Origin of the sequence: Empedobacter sp. UBA6305 (assembly GCF_002440405.1) — a bacterium.
GTDB lineage: Bacteria > Bacteroidota > Bacteroidia > Flavobacteriales > Weeksellaceae > Empedobacter > Empedobacter falsenii_B.
The window spans coordinates 1-15,569 of the sequence record NZ_DJTP01000017.1 but is presented as its reverse complement, the minus strand read 5'-3'; the positions used below and the strand labels follow the sequence as shown (position 1 = coordinate 15,569).

Annotated in this window: 13 protein-coding genes, 3 tRNA genes and 1 pseudogene; 10 read left to right on the top strand and 7 right to left on the bottom strand. The window is 32.5% G+C overall.

Going from position 1 to position 15,569, the window contains the following annotated elements:
• The first annotated feature begins 102 nt into the window (after positions 1 to 102).
• Both ribH and B3M86_RS04440 read left to right on the top strand, forming a co-directional pair.
• Complete coding sequence (gene ribH / locus B3M86_RS04445) at positions 103 to 600, top strand: 6,7-dimethyl-8-ribityllumazine synthase (RefSeq protein ID WP_286479237.1); 498 nt, start codon at positions 103 to 105, stop codon at positions 598 to 600.
• A 30-nt stretch (positions 601 to 630) separates the two neighbouring features.
• A complete protein-coding gene (locus B3M86_RS04440; RefSeq protein ID WP_219033792.1) occupies positions 631 to 1,371 on the top strand; it encodes an acyl-[acyl-carrier-protein] thioesterase in 741 nt (246 codons plus the stop codon).
• A 214-nt stretch (positions 1,372 to 1,585) separates the two neighbouring features.
• Here B3M86_RS04440 and B3M86_RS04435 read toward each other — a convergent pair whose 3' ends face one another.
• Together B3M86_RS04435 and B3M86_RS04430 are read right to left on the bottom strand one after the other, a co-directional pair.
• The gene (locus B3M86_RS04435; RefSeq protein ID WP_180905775.1) at positions 1,586 to 2,044 is read right to left on the bottom strand and encodes a copper resistance protein NlpE N-terminal domain-containing protein; all 459 of its coding nucleotides are present in this window, start codon (positions 2,042 to 2,044) and stop codon (positions 1,586 to 1,588) included.
• Positions 2,045 to 2,144: 100 nt separating this feature from the next.
• Positions 2,145 to 2,561, bottom strand: coding sequence for a nucleoside-diphosphate kinase (locus B3M86_RS04430; protein WP_038330990.1), 417 nt, complete (start codon positions 2,559 to 2,561; stop codon positions 2,145 to 2,147).
• 174 nt (positions 2,562 to 2,735) lie between these two features.
• Between B3M86_RS04430 and B3M86_RS04425 the strand changes: the two genes are divergently transcribed.
• The gene (locus B3M86_RS04425) at positions 2,736 to 3,263 is read left to right on the top strand and encodes a hypothetical protein (protein ID WP_219033790.1); all 528 of its coding nucleotides are present in this window, start codon (positions 2,736 to 2,738) and stop codon (positions 3,261 to 3,263) included.
• Positions 3,264 to 3,278: 15 nt separating this feature from the next.
• On the opposite strand, the gene B3M86_RS04420 is transcribed toward B3M86_RS04425, so the two are convergent.
• The 3 genes and pseudogenes from B3M86_RS04420 to alaS all read right to left on the bottom strand — a co-directional run bounded on the left by B3M86_RS04420 (position 3,279) and on the right by alaS (position 7,379).
• Entirely contained in the window at positions 3,279 to 3,674 is a 396-nt protein-coding gene (locus B3M86_RS04420; protein ID WP_244958051.1) for a DUF805 domain-containing protein, read from the bottom strand.
• Positions 3,675 to 3,754: 80 nt separating this feature from the next.
• A pseudogene (locus tag B3M86_RS04415) lies at positions 3,755 to 4,666 on the bottom strand (DMT family transporter).
• Between the two features lie 103 nt (positions 4,667 to 4,769).
• Complete coding sequence (gene alaS, locus B3M86_RS04410; RefSeq protein ID WP_291047676.1) at positions 4,770 to 7,379, bottom strand: alanine--tRNA ligase; 2,610 nt, start codon at positions 7,377 to 7,379, stop codon at positions 4,770 to 4,772.
• A 99-nt stretch (positions 7,380 to 7,478) separates the two neighbouring features.
• On the opposite strand from alaS, the gene B3M86_RS04405 reads away from it, so the two are divergent.
• Together B3M86_RS04405 and B3M86_RS04400 are read left to right on the top strand one after the other, a co-directional pair.
• Entirely contained in the window at positions 7,479 to 8,429 is a 951-nt protein-coding gene (locus B3M86_RS04405; protein WP_038330999.1) for a M23 family metallopeptidase, read from the top strand.
• Positions 8,430 to 8,438: 9 nt separating this feature from the next.
• Positions 8,439 to 8,807, top strand: a complete 369-nt coding sequence (locus B3M86_RS04400; RefSeq protein ID WP_038331000.1) for a MerR family transcriptional regulator — start codon at positions 8,439 to 8,441, stop codon at positions 8,805 to 8,807.
• A gap of 15 nt (positions 8,808 to 8,822) precedes the next feature.
• Here B3M86_RS04400 and B3M86_RS04395 read toward each other — a convergent pair whose 3' ends face one another.
• Together B3M86_RS04395 and B3M86_RS04390 are read right to left on the bottom strand one after the other, a co-directional pair.
• Entirely contained in the window at positions 8,823 to 9,326 is a 504-nt protein-coding gene (locus B3M86_RS04395) for a hypothetical protein (protein WP_038331001.1), read from the bottom strand.
• 270 nt (positions 9,327 to 9,596) lie between these two features.
• Positions 9,597 to 10,121 carry an NADPH-dependent FMN reductase gene (locus B3M86_RS04390; protein ID WP_115001941.1) on the bottom strand — a complete coding sequence of 175 codons (525 nt, stop codon included), beginning with the start codon at positions 10,119 to 10,121 and terminating at the stop codon, positions 9,597 to 9,599.
• Positions 10,122 to 10,223: 102 nt separating this feature from the next.
• On the opposite strand from B3M86_RS04390, the gene dnaE reads away from it, so the two are divergent.
• The 5 genes from dnaE to B3M86_RS04365 all read left to right on the top strand — a co-directional run bounded on the left by dnaE (position 10,224) and on the right by B3M86_RS04365 (position 15,493).
• The gene (gene dnaE / locus B3M86_RS04385; protein ID WP_291047679.1) at positions 10,224 to 14,624 is read left to right on the top strand and encodes a DNA polymerase III subunit alpha; all 4,401 of its coding nucleotides are present in this window, start codon (positions 10,224 to 10,226) and stop codon (positions 14,622 to 14,624) included.
• Positions 14,625 to 14,735: 111 nt separating this feature from the next.
• Positions 14,736 to 15,053 (top strand): thioredoxin, encoded by a 318-nt coding sequence (trxA, locus tag B3M86_RS04380; protein WP_038331009.1) that lies wholly within the window; start codon positions 14,736 to 14,738, stop codon positions 15,051 to 15,053.
• Between the two features lie 127 nt (positions 15,054 to 15,180).
• Positions 15,181 to 15,254, top strand: a tRNA-Asp gene (locus tag B3M86_RS04375).
• Positions 15,255 to 15,297: 43 nt separating this feature from the next.
• Positions 15,298 to 15,371, top strand: a tRNA-Asp gene (locus tag B3M86_RS04370).
• Positions 15,372 to 15,419: 48 nt separating this feature from the next.
• Positions 15,420 to 15,493 (top strand) — tRNA-Asp (locus B3M86_RS04365).
• Positions 15,494 to 15,569 lie beyond the last annotated feature (76 nt).

The following is a 15,569-nucleotide window of genomic DNA, read 5'->3' as shown; positions in this document are numbered from 1 at the left end:
GATAATTACAAGCCGAACAAGTTGTTCGGCTTTTTTTATTGATTCAAATCAAAGTTTATCCTAAATCATTTTTGTAATTTTACCATTCAAATTTTAAACAAAATGGCAACAGAAAATAAAAATTTATCTCAATATAATAAAGCAGAATTACCAAATGTAGCGGGCTCTAAGTTTGCAATTATTACATCTGAATGGAATAATCATATCACATTTAATTTGCGCGATGGAGCAAAAGATACATTGATTGATTTGGGTGCAAATCCTGATGATGTTACTTTATACGAAGTTCCGGGTAGTTTCGAGTTGATTTATGGAGCGGATAAAGTGGCACAAACTCATCCAGATTTGGACGGAATTATCGTTGTTGGATGTGTGATTCGTGGTGCTACAGCGCATTTTGATTATGTTTGTCAAGGTGTGACACAAGGTATAAAAGATTTGAATATCAAACACAATATGCCAATTATTTTTTGTGTTTTAACAGACGAAAATGAACAGCAATCAATTGATCGTTCTGGCGGAAAACATGGAAATAAAGGAGTTGAAGCTGGTGTAGCTGCGGTTATGATGGCGGATATGAAAAAGAAATTAGGTAAATAATTTTAGAATGATAGATTCAAAACTTTATCGATGCCAATAGCAGAAGATTTTAAATCAATTTATACGAAAAATTGGGAGATTTATTTTTCTCAATGTGATCCGACAGGTAAGATGAAATTGTCTGAAATGGCAAATCTTTTTCAATTAACTGCTTCAGAACACGCGATAAAAGGAGGTTTAGGTTTCTTTGATTTACAAGAATTTAATCAATCTTGGGTAATGAATCGACTTCGAATTGAGATTGATGAATTACCTTCTTGGACAGATTTTGTTGATGTAAAAACTTGGATTGAAGTATTGAAAGGTGCAAAATCTATTCGTGATTTTACAATCGAGAAAAATGGAAAAAAATTAATTGGAGCTTCAAGTTTGTGGGCGGTTTTCAATACAGAAAAACGTCGTCCTGATATTCTTCAAATTGATTCATCTCACATTGAACGTTTTCCTGATCTGAAACCAACGGAAGTCGAGAATTCGATTTTAAACATCGATTTTGAACCAACAGAAGTTATTCAATATAAAGTTCAGTTTTCTGATTTAGATATCGTAAAACACGCAAATAATACCAAATATTTGGATTGGTGTTTGAATACTATTGATCCTGAAATAATATTCAAACATCGTATCAAAGCGATTGATATGAATTTCTTGAAAGAATTAAGTTTACATGACAAAATAGAAATTCAGAAATTAGAAACTAAGAATTTAATTCAGTTTAAAGTTGTTAATCAAGAAAAAGTAAACTTCGTTTGTCGATTGGAGTTGAGGTAAAATACTTTGTATAATGCGATGTAGAAATGAGTTCAACATGACTTATGGATAATAAGTCAGAATGCAACGTAAGTGGAATGAAGAATCTCAGATTCCTCCTTTCGTCGGAATGACATTTACTTTATCAGAGTTTTGAAAACAATTATTCTGAGTTTATCAAAGAATCTAAAATTATTACAATAAAAAAAGGTTTCATATCGAAACCTTTTTTTATCTATTTTTCTTTTGTCAAAACAAATTTAGCAGAATCGGCCGATTCTATTTTCTTCTGATTTTTATTTAACTGAGTAATTTTTCCCTCTTCAACCAAAAAAGCATTCGGAACATTGGCAATTTCAGGAAAAACAATTGTATTTCCATCTTCTTTAAACTGAAAAGTTCCAGTTGTCATAATTGCCATTTTATCTAACCCCAGACGTTTTGTAGAATAGACATATCCTTTGTTTGGTAATAATTTTATTTCCATTTCAACCTCTTTGCAATCTTTCTCATAACAAGGCAAAATTCCTTTGTAAGCTCCTTCGTATTGAATAGATTCTTCGGCAGTTTTTGCTTCAACTTTTACTGAATCTTCTACATTTTCTACATCATTTTTTACAGGTTCTGTTTCGCTTTTACAACTTGACACAACAAAAGCTGCGATTGTAAATGTGGCTAAAATTATTTTTTTCATTTTTTAGAATTTGATTTAAAGGTAAGTAAATTTTGAGCCAAAAAAAATCCTTCCGAATATTTTCAGAAGGATTTGTATAATGTTTTGTAATCTTATTCGATTAGAAAATTTCTTTCGCAGCAAAGTGGAAAGCAGCTTCAATAGCAGCATTTTCGTCAGAATCAGAACCGTGAACAGCGTTAGCATCGATAGATTCAGCATATTTAGCTCGGATTGTACCTTCTGCAGCCTCAGCTGGGTTAGTAGCACCGATTAAAGTACGGAAATCAGCAACTGCGTTGTCTTTTTCTAAAACTGCAGCAACGATTGGTCCAGAAGTCATGAATTCTACTAAATCCTTGAAGAAAGGACGCTCTGCGTGGATAGCGTAAAATGCTTCAGCATCTTGTTTTGCTAATTGAGTCATTTTAGCCGCTTTAATTTTGAAACCAGCGTCAGTAATGTCTTTTAAAATATCTCCGATGTGTCCTTTTGCAACTGCATCAGGCTTAATCATTGTAAATGTAATGTTTGCCATTTTATTGAATTGTATTTATTACTTATTTTTTGAGGTGCAAAATTACAAAAATGATTCGAATGTTTTTGTTTTATAATTAAAATTTCTTATTTTAATAAAAATAGTTAATTGTTATTCATTTAAGATTGTTTCAATTCGATAATATTTCTTATTTTTAAGAGAAATCTAAAACTTATGAATACAAATGATCTTTCCACATTTCATCATAAAACAAAACTCAAAAAGGTTGGTGATAAATATTTTCTACCTTTCGAAATGTGGAATTATTTAGATTTTGGGCTGATGTTTGCACTTGTTTTATTCTTTATTTATGCATCAAGTGAAATGAATATTGTTTTTATTTCAATGATTTTAATTTTTGGAATCCGAATAATAACGACAATTAAAGACAGATTTTTTGTAGAAATTAAAACATCAAAATCGTTGAGTGAGAATATTAATTTAATCAAAGAATTAGCACAGCGTCAACATAATTTTACGCAATCATTGGACGAAGAAGGTTTGTTTCTTTTTGAATATTCGGAACGAAATATTTTTTACAAATACAATTACCGAAGAAGAGATTATATCGAAACAGTTGTGATTTACTGTGAAGACAATTCGATTTGGGTGAACTCTTTTAATCAACGTTATTTCGGAATTTTTAGACGATATAATCTAAAACAATGGATAAAATTGATCCAATTAAAAAGCGAGAATTAATCTCGCTTTTTAATTTTAATATCTTTCGATTAAATCGTTTCCTATTTCGTTGATAGAATCATCAGTTTCTTTTGGGTTTGGTCCCCATTGATTAGAACCTGGTTGACTATCCATAATAAAAAATATTAATAAAATAAGATTTCCTCCAGGTATAAAAGTTAATAAATAGAACCATCCACTTTTTCCTGTGTCATGCAATCTTCTACTTATTAAAGCTAATCTTGGTATAAGAGTTATAAAAAAAAATAAAACTATTATTCCTCCAATAGTATATGAAACTATGTCTGATATATTTATAAATTTAAATAAACAAATGAAAGATATTATAAAAAATATAGTATTAATTAAAGTTGTATACCAAAATTCGCTTCTGCGGGCTCTTCCCGAGAAATTGGCGTAATTGTCAAACATTACTCGTTTGTATATTTCAATCATAGATTAAGTTGTTAAATTATGTTAAAAATATTAAAATAAATTTTATTACGCAACTCTTAATCTGCTTTTAAACGTTTAGTTTTGAACATTTCTGGCTTATAGTTAATAATAAAAACACCAAGAATAATTAGAATAGTAGCGACAATAAACTTTGATGAAATCTGCTCGTCAAGAACTAACCAACCCAAAATAATTGCAATAATCGTATTGAAATAAGAAAGAATAGAAACTTGTATAGGGGAAATTTTGGTCAATGCATAATGAAAAGAGAAAAACGTAATCACAGAACCAAAAACAGCTAAATAAAGCATGGCAGAAATACTTTTTGTACTCCAATTCTCGAAATTATAATTTTTAGTAAAAGCGAATGCAAAAATAATTTGAACAATTCCAGCAAATATAAATTGGTAAAAAAGATTGAGAGAAATATTTTTAGATTGAATATTCATTTTCTTGGTGAAAATAGTTCCTGTTGCCCAACCTGTAATCGCACAAAAAAGTAAAATAATTCCGGTTCTATATTCTGGATTTGCTAATTCTTTAATTCCATCCCAAAAAATAAATATTACGCCGCAAAAACAAAGTAAAACACCTAATAATCCGCGGTAACTAAATTTTTGTAAACCAATAAAAATACTTCCTGAAAAGACTAAAATAGGAGAGGTTGCGCTGATTAATGCAGCTAAACTACTCGATAAATTTTCTTCGGCAACAGTAGTTAATCCATTTGCAGCGATTAACATCAAACTTGAAAATATAAGTTGATAAGACAAATTTTTCCAGCCAATCTATTTTAATTCCTTTTTAGATAGTAAAATAATTAGCATAATTAGTCCTGCCAAAAATTGACGAATTTCAACAACAAACCAACCAGGAATAGTTTCTACAGCTATACGAATTCCGAGGAAAGTTGTTCCCCAAACAATTGCAACTATACTAACGGCAATCAATAATTTGATCTCTTTCAAGATAAAAAAGTTAAAAGTGTTAATTCTAAAATAGAATTATAAAAATAAAAAAAAAGCGACTTGATAAACCAAGTCGCTTTTAAAGTATTATAATAGAGATTTATTATTTAACAAAATCCTCTGCTTGTTTTAGTGCAGCATCTAATCCAGAAACCTCTTTACCACCTGCTGTAGCTAAGAAAGCTTGTCCACCTCCGCCGCCATTGATGTGCTTCGCGATTTCTTTTACAATTTGTCCTGCGTTATAACCTTTTTCATCTACAAGGTTTTTTGCGATAGAAATTGTAATCGATGGTTTTACGGCATCATTCGTACCAACAACGATAAATGCATTTTCGATTTCTTTTGTTAAATCAATTGCATTTTGTTTTGCGGCATTTGTATCTAAATTCGTTTTAACCGCTAAGAAATTAACACCATTAATCTCTTTAATCGCAGCTTTCCAAGTCGCTTTCTCAGCAGCAGCTTGTTGCGCAACAAAAGACTCTAATTGCTTTTTCAATTCTGCATTTTCATCTAATAAATGTTGAACCGCTTTTACCGCATCATTTTTCGTTTTAAGTGCAGCTAAAACATCATTGTAATTTTTCTCAGCATCTTTGTATGCTTCGATTGCTTTGTTTGATGTAATTGCTTCGATACGACGAATACCAGCAGCAGTAGAAGATTCAGATAAAATTCTGAACAAACGAATATCTGCTGTGTTTTTTACGTGCGTACCACCACATAATTCGATTGAAGATCCGAAACGAATGACACGAACTTTATCACCATATTTTTCACCAAATAGAGCCATAGCTCCATCAGCAATAGCTTCGTTGATATCACAATCTCTTTTTTCGATTAATGGTAAAGCTTCTGCAATTTTATCGTTTACTTTTTGCTCAACAATAGCCAATTCTTCATCTGTCATTTTAGAGAAATGAGAAAAGTCAAAACGTAAATAATCGTCTCCAACATACGAACCTTTTTGTTCTACGTGCGTTCCTAAAACTTCGCGTAAAGCTTCGTGCATTAAGTGTGTTGCAGAGTGATTTTTAGTTGTCTCATTACGTTTTTCTGTGTCAACTTTCGCATTGAATGTAGCGTTTACATTTTCTGGTAAAGTTTCAACGAAATGAATTACTAAGTTATTTTCTTTTTTCGTGTCAACAACTTCAATTGTTTCATTCAAAGTAGAAATTGATCCTGTATCACCAATTTGTCCTCCAGATTCTGCATAGAATGGCGTTTGATTGAATACTAATTGGAAAAATTCTCCTTTTTTATTTTTTACTTTTCTGTAACGTGTAATTTTTACTTCAGCTTCTGTGTTATCATAAGCGATAGAGGTTTCGTTTCCTTTATCATCTAAAATAACCCAGTCATCCGTTAATAAAGCAGTTGCTTTTTTCGAACGTTCTTTTTGTTTCGCCATTTCAGCTTCAAAACCAGCTTCGTCAATTGTGAAACCGTGATCTTCTGCTACAATACGAGATAAATCTGCAGGGAAACCAAACGTGTCATATAATTCGAAAATCACATCACCAGGAACAATTTTAGAATCTCCTAATTGCTCAATGATTTGATTTAATCGATTTAATCCTTGTTCAATTGTACGTAAGAAAGATGCTTCTTCTTCACGAATAACGCCAGTTACAATTGTTTCTTGTTTTACTAATTCTGGGAAGAAATCGCCCATTTCAGCTTTCAAGATTGGATATAATTTATAGATAAAAGGCTCTTTAAGACCTAAGAAACGATATCCGTAAGAAATAGCACGACGTAAAATACGACGAATTACATATCCAGCTCCTGTGTTTGATGGTAATTGTCCGTCTGCAATTGCAAAAGAAACTGCACGTAAATGGTCAACTACAACACGAATCGCGATATCTGTTTTTTCTGCTGCGCCATATTTTACACCAGAAATTTCTTCTAATTTTTGAATTGTTGGTTGAAAAACATCTGTATCATAATTTGATGATTTTCCTTGTAAAACCATTGCTAAACGCTCAAATCCCATTCCTGTATCGATGTGTCGCGCTGGTAAAGATTCTAAAGAACCATCAGCTTTACGTTGGTATTGCATAAATACCAAGTTCCAAATTTCGATAACTTGTGGATGATCCATATTAACCAATGTTTTACCATCAACAGCTAAACGATCAGCTTCTGGACGAATATCAACATGAATTTCAGAACATGGTCCACATGGTCCGATATCACCCATTTCCCAGAAATTATCTTTTTTATTTCCGTAAAGAATTCTGTCTTCAGCAATATGTTGTTTCCAAAGTTCTAATGCTTCTTCATCTAATGATGTTCCGTCACCTTTATCACCTTCAAAAACTGTTACATAAATTTGATCTTTAGAGATTCCGTATTTTTCTGTTAGTAATTCCCACGCCCAAGCGATTGCTTCTTTTTTGAAATAATCACCAAAAGACCAGTTTCCTAACATTTCGAACATCGTGTGGTGGTAAGTATCTTTTCCTACATCATCCAAATCATTATGTTTACCAGAAACACGAAGACATTTTTGTGTATCCGCGATACGATTACTTTTTGGAGTTCCGTTTCCTAAAAAATATTCTTTGAATTGTGCCATCCCCGAATTATTGAACATTAATGTCGGATCGTCTTTCAAAACAATCGGCGCAGAGTCTACTATTAAGTGGCCTTTTGTCTCAAAAAAATGCAGAAATTCTTTTCTTATATCTTTGGATTTCATTTAATTAAATTATTTTTATCATTTGATTAACAAGTTTACTCGTACAATATTCGTTACTTTGCAAACGTTTTACAAAGATAATAAAAGGTTGGTTAAGTAATGGAAAATAAAAACTATAAGTATAATTCTGTGAAATTTTTAATGAGTTGGGCGAAGAAAAGAGTCCAAAAAACTCCTAAAACAGCATTATACGTATTACTATTTTTATGTCTATCGACAATATCTGCTGGAATGATTGGTTATCATTTTAATGATTCTGAATACGCATCGAGAGCAGGGAAATTCAAAGACGACAAAAGCAAATTATTGGCTGAGTTGGAAAGAATGGAAAATGAAAATCAGCAATTACATAAAAAATTCAAAGAAGTTGAAGAGGCTTTGACAGAAATCGAAGAAAAAGATCGCAATATTTATCGTACAATTTATGATATGCGTGTCAATGAAAATATCGATTCTGTAAACAAAGAAATTGATAATTATACAGCAGAAGATATCGAAAAATTGATTGATAAAATCGAAATTGAATCAAAATCGTTGGACGAAGTATTTCGTTCTGCTGGTGTAAAAGATGCCAATTTATCATCAATGCCAGTTCTAAAACCTGTTGCAGATAAATATGTAAGTAGATTAGCTTCTGGTTATGGATCTCGTTTTCACCCAATTTTGAAAGTGAATAAAATGCACAAAGGTTTAGATTTTGCAGCTTCTACAGGAACACCAATTTATGCAACTGGAGATGGTTCTGTAAAAGTTTCTGAATTTAATTCGGGTTACGGAAATATGGTGGTCTTGAAACACGGAAATGGTTACGAAAGTTTGTATGCTCACATGTCTCGTGCGAAAGTTCGTAGTGGACAAAAAGTGAAAAGAGGCGATGTAATTGGTTATGTTGGGACGACTGGATTGTCGACAGGAGCGCATTTGCATTACGAAATTCACAAGAATGGAGAACCTGTAGATCCAATTATGTATTTCTACAATGATGTAGATCCAGACGATTTCATTAAAATTTATCAAAACTCTAAAAAATTGTCATTATCTTTGGATTAAACGCTGATAATGAACGTAGACCTGCCTGATAAACTATATTACTCGATTGGCGAAGTCGCCAAAGCCTTTGATGTAAATGCATCGTTGATTCGATTTTGGGAGAAAGAATTTGAAATTATTCAACCCAAAAAGAACAAAAAAGGAAATCGATTATTTACCAAAAATGATATTGATTGTTTCAAGAATATCTATTATTTGGTAAAAATAAAAGGCTATACGTTAGAAGGTGCAAAACAAGCGATTGGTAAAAAAGGAATTGCGACAACAACAGATGAAATAGATGTTGTGAAGCGATTAGAAAATATAAAAGATGAACTCATCAAACTTAAAATGAGTTTTGAGTCGGAAGAAATTTTAGAAAAAGATGAACTGAATTAAGTTCATCTTTTTTGGTTATAAAACTTTTGTTTCAATAAATTTAAAGCCAATTGCAAGTATAAAACTTATAATGATTAGAATCCAGTTTGGTTTTAGTTTAGTTTTTAATTCAAATAGTTTCGAAAAAATTTCAATCACTCTTTCTTTGTCAATAATTAAGATAACAAAGACTAAAACTTGATAAAAAATAGAAGAATTTAGCGCAACAATTTCATAGAAATAATCTTGTAGAATAATATTGATTAAAATTGTAGTTAATAACAAGCATGCAAAAATTCTTGTCCTTCTAAAAAGTAATGTGATTGCACCAATCACTTCAAAAATTCCGATGATTATTGGATACCCTTTGGTAAAACTATAAAAATTCCACATCAATCGATGACCTTCAGAAAGATGATTATTAATGCTGTTATCCATATTTGTGAATTGAGTAGGTTTTACAATTCCATACACAAACATTGATATTGAAACCGTAAATATTGCTGACCAATAAAGTATATAGATTAGTTTTTGTTTCATTTATTTTTTAAAATTATTTAGAATAATCATTACAATTTTTATAATTAATACAATAATAGTGATTGGAAGTAAGAAGAGTAAAATGGAGTATAAACTCCAAAAATCATTTAAAATTTTAAAATATTGTAAAAAAAATAAGCTAATCAAGTAAAGCCAGAATAAAAAAACTAAAATGAGAAGGTTATTTATTTTGAATATTTTTCGTTCAACGAAATAAAAAGTCAAAATAATCAAAAGTGGTATTGCAATAGTATAAACGTAAAACATATTTTAGGTTAATAGTTGGTTATAAGCTACGATGAACTCTTCCAATTGTTGTAAAGTTACTTTATCAATAATTTTTCCTTCCGAATTTACTTTTCCTTTAACACCTTGAATGAGTAAAGTTGTTTCATTATTGAAGTTTGTCATCAACGTTTTCATTATCAATTGCAATTCTTCATGTCCTTTTTCTCCATTTGCAGACGCAGTGATAATTCCTAAAGGTTTTCCATCAAAAATAGTTGTAGAAACGCACCATTCTAATACATTTTTTAATCCACTCGGAATACTAAAAATATATTCGGGCGTACAAATAATTATTCCATCAGCTTTTTCTATTTCAGTTCTAAAACCAAGTATTTCTTGCGGCGTATTTTCGATAGAACGTTCTGGATCAAAATGAGGAAGAGTTTTTAATTCATCAAAAACAGTACATTTGAAATATTGAGATGTAGAAGAAATAAAATTTTCTATGATTTTTTGATTAGATGAATTTTCGCTTGTGCTTCCATTAATGATGAAAATATTTTTCATTTTCGTTGATTTGAACATCTAAAATAGATAATTATTCTTAACTTATCTTAAGAAAATCTTCTGCTAAGATTTCGTAAATTTACAGATTCAAACGAAAACTCAATGTACTTAATATACGATACAGAGACAACTGGTCTTCCGAAAGATTGGAATGCGCCGATTTCTGACTCCGACAACTGGCCGCGTTGTATACAAATCGCTTGGCAATTGCACGATGAAATGGGGCAAATTATTGAACATCAAGATTATTTGGTGCGTCCAGATGGTTTTGATATTCCGTATGATTCTGAACGTATTCACGGAATTTCAACTGATTTAGCAACCGAAAAAGGTGTTCCATTAAAAGAAGTTTTAGATAAATTCAACGAAGCTTTAGGTAAAGCTAAATTTATTGTTGGACAAAATTTAGGTTTCGATATTAACATTATGGGAGCCGAATTTTATCGTCTGAATTATGAAAATAATTTAGCCGAAAAACCTGTTTTGGATACCTGTACCGAGGTGACTGCTGAGTTATTGAAACTTCCTGGAGGTCGTGGAGGTCGTTACAAATTACCAACGTTAACGGAATTGCATCAATATCTTTTTGGTGTTCCGTTTGGCGAAGCGCATAACGCAACTGCCGATGTGGAGGCAACTACGCGTTGTTTTTTCGAGTTGATTCGTAAAGGTATTTTTACAAAAAACGAGTTAGAAGTTGAAGATGAATATTTTGTTCGATTTAATGCAATTAATGAAACAAATATTCAGCCAGTTGGACTAAATCACGTAAATCTTAAAAAAGCTTCACAAGAAATTGCGAAAATTAAAGCCAAAGAAGATGGAGGAGATGAGGTTATTGATATTTCGGAAGAAGTTTTAGCACAATTCGAGAAAGCAAAATTTGCACATTTACATAATCACACACAATTTTCAATTCTTCAATCGACTATTTCTGTAAACGATTTGGTGAGTGCTGCGGCAAAAAATAAAATGACTGCAGTTGCAATTACCGATCATGGAAATATGATGGGAGCTTTTCATTTTAATGCAGAAGTACAAAATCATAATAAAGCTGCAAAAGTAAAGAATGAAGAGTTAATTGCTGACGGAGCAGAACCAACGGAAGTTATCTTAAAACCTATTATTGGTTCCGAATTCTTTGTTTGTGAAAATCATTTAGACAAAACAAAAAAGGATAATGGCTATCAAATTGTAATTTTTGCAAAGAACAAAAATGGTTATCATCATTTAGCAAAAATGGCATCGAAGGCTTATACTGATGGGTTTTACTACGTGCCTCGAATTGATAAAGCGATTATTGAAGAATATAAAGAAGATTTAATTGTTTTGTCTGGAAACTTACAAGGTGAAGTTCCAAACAAAATTTTGAATCTTGGTGAAAAGCAAGCCGAAGAAGCTTTACTTTGGTGGAAAGAGCAGTTTGGTGATGATTTTTACATCGAATTGATGCGCCACGGACAAGAAGATGAAGATCGTGTTAATCAGACTTTGCTTGCGTTTGCGCGTAAACACAATGTAAAAGTTGTTGCGACAAATAATACGTATTATATCAATCAAGACGATTCGAATGCACACGATATTTTGTTGTGTGTGCGCGATGCAGAAAAACAATCAACGCCAATTGGTCGTGGTCGTGGATTCCGTTTTGGTTTGCCAAATCAAGAATATTATTTTAAGTCGGAAGCAGAAATGAAACAATTGTTTCAAGACATTCCCGAAGCAATTATTAATATTCAAGAAATTGTTGATAAAATAGAAGAATACACGCTTTATCGAGATGTATTACTTCCAAAATTTGATATTCCCGAAGAATTTCATCACGCAGAAGATGATGAAGATGGAGGGAAAAGAGGTGAGAATGCTTATTTAAAACATTTAACCTACGAAGGTGCAAAAATTCGTTATCCAGAATTGACAGACGAAATTAAAGAACGTTTGGATTTCGAATTAGCCACAATTGAAAAAACAGGTTATCCTGGTTATTTCTTGATTGTACAAGATTTTATTGCTGCGGCGCGTAAAATGGGCGTATCGGTTGGTCCAGGTCGTGGTTCGGCGGCAGGATCAGCAGTTGCTTATTGTTTATGGATTACCAATTTAGATCCAATTCAGTACGATTTACTTTTTGAGCGATTCCTAAATCCTGATCGTGTATCTATGCCCGATATCGATATCGACTTTGATGACGAAGGTCGATCGTTGGTAATGGATTATGTGATTGATAAATATGGAGCAAATCAAGTAGCGCAAATCATCACTTATGGTACAATGGCGGCGAAATCTTCGATTAAAGATACGGCGCGTGTATTGGATTTACCATTGTTTGATGCGAACCGTGTTGCAGGTTTGATTCCGAATATGAAGTTATCTAAAATCTTCAATTTAGATGAAGCTGCATTAAAAGGAGCCTTAAAACCAGAAGAGTTTGATGCTGTAAGCGAATTAAAACGTTTATCGAATGGAGACGATTTAGCTGCGGAAACTATTCAGCAAGCAAAAATCTTAGAAGGTTCTGTTCGTAACACGGGAATTCACGCGTGTGGGGTAATTATTACGCCAGATGATATTACGAATTTCGTACCTGTAACAACAGCTAAAGATTCAGATTTATATGTAACGCAGTTTGATAACTCGGTTGCAGAAAGTGCCGGATTATTGAAGATGGACTTTTTGGGGTTGAAAACCTTAACCTTGATTAAAGATACCATCAAATTAGTAAAAGCGAGAACAGGAATCGAAATCAATCCGGATGAAATTCCGATTGACGACGAAAAAACATATGAGCTTTTCCAGCGTGGCGAAACGGTTGGGGTTTTCCAATACGAGTCACCCGGAATGCAAAAATACATGAAGGATTTACGTCCGACAGTTTTCGCGGATTTAATTGCCATGAATGCCCTTTATCGTCCTGGGCCTATCGAATATATTCCGTCGTTTGTTCGCCGTAAAAATGGTGAAGAACCAATTCAGTACGATTTGGATGCGATGGAAGAATATTTATCAGAAACCTACGGAATTACGGTTTATCAGGAGCAAGTAATGTTGCTTTCGCAAAAATTAGCAGGTTTCTCGAAAGGTGATGCCGACGTTTTGCGTAAAGCAATGGGGAAAAAGCAAAAAGCTGTCTTGGATAAAATGAAACCAAAATTTGTTGCGCAAGCTTCAGAAAAAGGGCATGATCCTAAGATTTTAGAAAAAGTTTGGACAGACTGGGAAGCCTTTGCATCCTATGCCTTCAATAAATCGCACTCGACGTGTTATGCATGGGTAGCGTATCAAACAGCTTATCTGAAAGCACATTATCCAGCAGAATATATGGCGGCTGTTCTTTCAAATAATATGAATGATATCAAGCAAGTGACCTTCTTTATGGAAGAGTGTAAGCGAATGGGATTGGCGGTTCTTGGACCAGATATCAACGAATCCATTACAAAATTTAATGTAAACGAAAATTACGAGATTCGTTTTGGAATGGGAGCTGTAAAAGGTGTTGGGCAAGCCGCAGTAAACTCGATAATTTCTGAACGTGAAGCAAATGGTCCGTTCAAAGATATATACGACTTTGTTAAACGTGTCGAATTGCGAACAGTGAACAAAAAAACAATCGAAAACTTAGTTTTAGCTGGAGGTTTTGATTCGTTTGAATTTCATCGTGGACGTTATTTTTATATCGAAAATACGACAACTAATTTGGAAAAACTAATCAAATACGGAGCAAATTTTCAAGAGCAAAAAAACTCTGCTCAAACCTCTTTATTTGGCGATTTTGGTGGTGATTCTGTTGTAGAAGATGTGGTTCCGATGTTGCCAGATTGTGAGAAATGGAATATGTTACAACGTTTGTCGAAAGAGAAAGAAGTTGTTGGAATTTATATTTCTTCGCATCCTTTGGATGATTTCAAACATGAGTTGAAAATGGCTTCAAATTGTAGTATTTCTGATATCAATGCGAATGAAGATAATTTTGTCAACAAAGAAGTTTCAATTTGTGGAATGATGTCAAATATTCAACATAGAATTGCCAAAAATGGAAACGAATTTGGTATTTTTACGTTTAGTGATTACACCGATTCGATGGATATCATGGTTTTTGGTAGCGATTATATGAAATATAGACACTTTATGCAGGAAAATATGTTCTTGAATTTGAAATTGAATATCTCGAAAAAAGAATTCAAAGACAAAGAAGGAAATGTAACGCAAGGTCGTGTGTATAAAAACATCACAAATATTTTGTTGTTGAATGAAATTGTTGAAAAACAAGCCGAAAAAATGACGGTGAAGATTGAAGTTCCAGAATTTTCGGAAGAAACATTTAGCAAATTATCAGATATTATGTTCAAATATCAAGGAGATAAATTATTAAAAATTCAATTAATTGATCCAAAAGATTATTTGAATAATTTAGATTTACCAGCAAGTAAAATCAAAATTAACATTTGTCGAGATTTGTTGAAAGAATTAGATGAATTGCAGGAAATTACATTCAAACTGAATTAATTATTCGTTTCATCTATTGAATAATTGATAGATAATATGAACGAAATTTTTCAAGAATAAAATTTTATGTAGATTTGTAAACTTAAGATTAGATAAAAAAAATATAAGATTATGGCATTAGAAGTAACAGACGCATCATTTGCATCAGATATTATAGAGTCAGGAAAACCAGCAATGGTTGATTTTTGGGCTGTTTGGTGTGGTCCTTGTAGAATGGTTGGTCCAGTTGTGGAAGAGCTTGCTACAGAATATCAAGGAAAAGCAGTTATTGGTAAAGTTGATGTAGACACAAACCAAGAAGTTGCAGCAAAATATGGAATTCGCAACATTCCTACAATTTTATTCTTCAAAGACGGAGAAGTAGTAGACAAAGTTGTTGGAGTTGTTCCAAAAGAGCAATTAGTAGAAAAATTAAACGCGATTTTATAATAAATTAAATCGCTGATTTTGAAATAAAAGAATCTCGGATGCAAAATTTCCGAGATTTTTTTTGAAAAAAGTTTAGGTTTTATCAGAAAACCGCCTATATTTGCAATCCGAAATCGATACAGATTTTGATCCGGTAGTTCAGTTGGTTAGAATACTTGCCTGTCACGCAAGTGGTCGCGGGTTCGAGTCCCGTCCGGATCGCAAAAAGTTCGTTCTTTTACACAATATATTTTTTATAATTTCTGATCCGGTAGTTCAGTTGGTTAGAATACTTGCCTGTCACGCAAGTGGTCGCGGGTTCGAGTCCCGTCCGGATCGCAATTTTTTATAAAAATTCATAAAAAATATATCAATTTATAATTTTCTGATCCGGTAGTTCAGTTGGTTAGAATACTTGCCTGTCACGCAAGTGGTCGCGGGTTCGAGTCCCGTCCGGATCGCATCTATTTCTTTTTCTATTTTAGTGCGATCGAAAATTATAAATAAAAAAACAGACTGATCCGGTAGTTCAGTTGG

Coding starts and splice junctions, on each gene's coding strand:
- ribH (WP_286479237.1), top strand. CDS start 103: ATGGCAACAGAAAATAAAAATTTATCTCAATATAATAAAGCAGAATTA.
- B3M86_RS04440 (WP_219033792.1), top strand. CDS start 631: ATGCCAATAGCAGAAGATTTTAAATCAATTTATACGAAAAATTGGGAG.
- B3M86_RS04435 (WP_180905775.1), bottom strand. CDS start 2,044: ATGAAAAAAATAATTTTAGCCACATTTACAATCGCAGCTTTTGTTGTG.
- B3M86_RS04430 (WP_038330990.1), bottom strand. CDS start 2,561: ATGGCAAACATTACATTTACAATGATTAAGCCTGATGCAGTTGCAAAA.
- B3M86_RS04425 (WP_219033790.1), top strand. CDS start 2,736: ATGAATACAAATGATCTTTCCACATTTCATCATAAAACAAAACTCAAA.
- B3M86_RS04420 (WP_244958051.1), bottom strand. CDS start 3,674: ATGTTTGACAATTACGCCAATTTCTCGGGAAGAGCCCGCAGAAGCGAA.
- alaS (WP_291047676.1), bottom strand. CDS start 7,379: ATGAAATCCAAAGATATAAGAAAAGAATTTCTGCATTTTTTTGAGACA.
- B3M86_RS04405 (WP_038330999.1), top strand. CDS start 7,479: ATGGAAAATAAAAACTATAAGTATAATTCTGTGAAATTTTTAATGAGT.
- B3M86_RS04400 (WP_038331000.1), top strand. CDS start 8,439: ATGAACGTAGACCTGCCTGATAAACTATATTACTCGATTGGCGAAGTC.
- B3M86_RS04395 (WP_038331001.1), bottom strand. CDS start 9,326: ATGAAACAAAAACTAATCTATATACTTTATTGGTCAGCAATATTTACG.
- B3M86_RS04390 (WP_115001941.1), bottom strand. CDS start 10,121: ATGAAAAATATTTTCATCATTAATGGAAGCACAAGCGAAAATTCATCT.
- dnaE (WP_291047679.1), top strand. CDS start 10,224: ATGTACTTAATATACGATACAGAGACAACTGGTCTTCCGAAAGATTGG.
- trxA (WP_038331009.1), top strand. CDS start 14,736: ATGGCATTAGAAGTAACAGACGCATCATTTGCATCAGATATTATAGAG.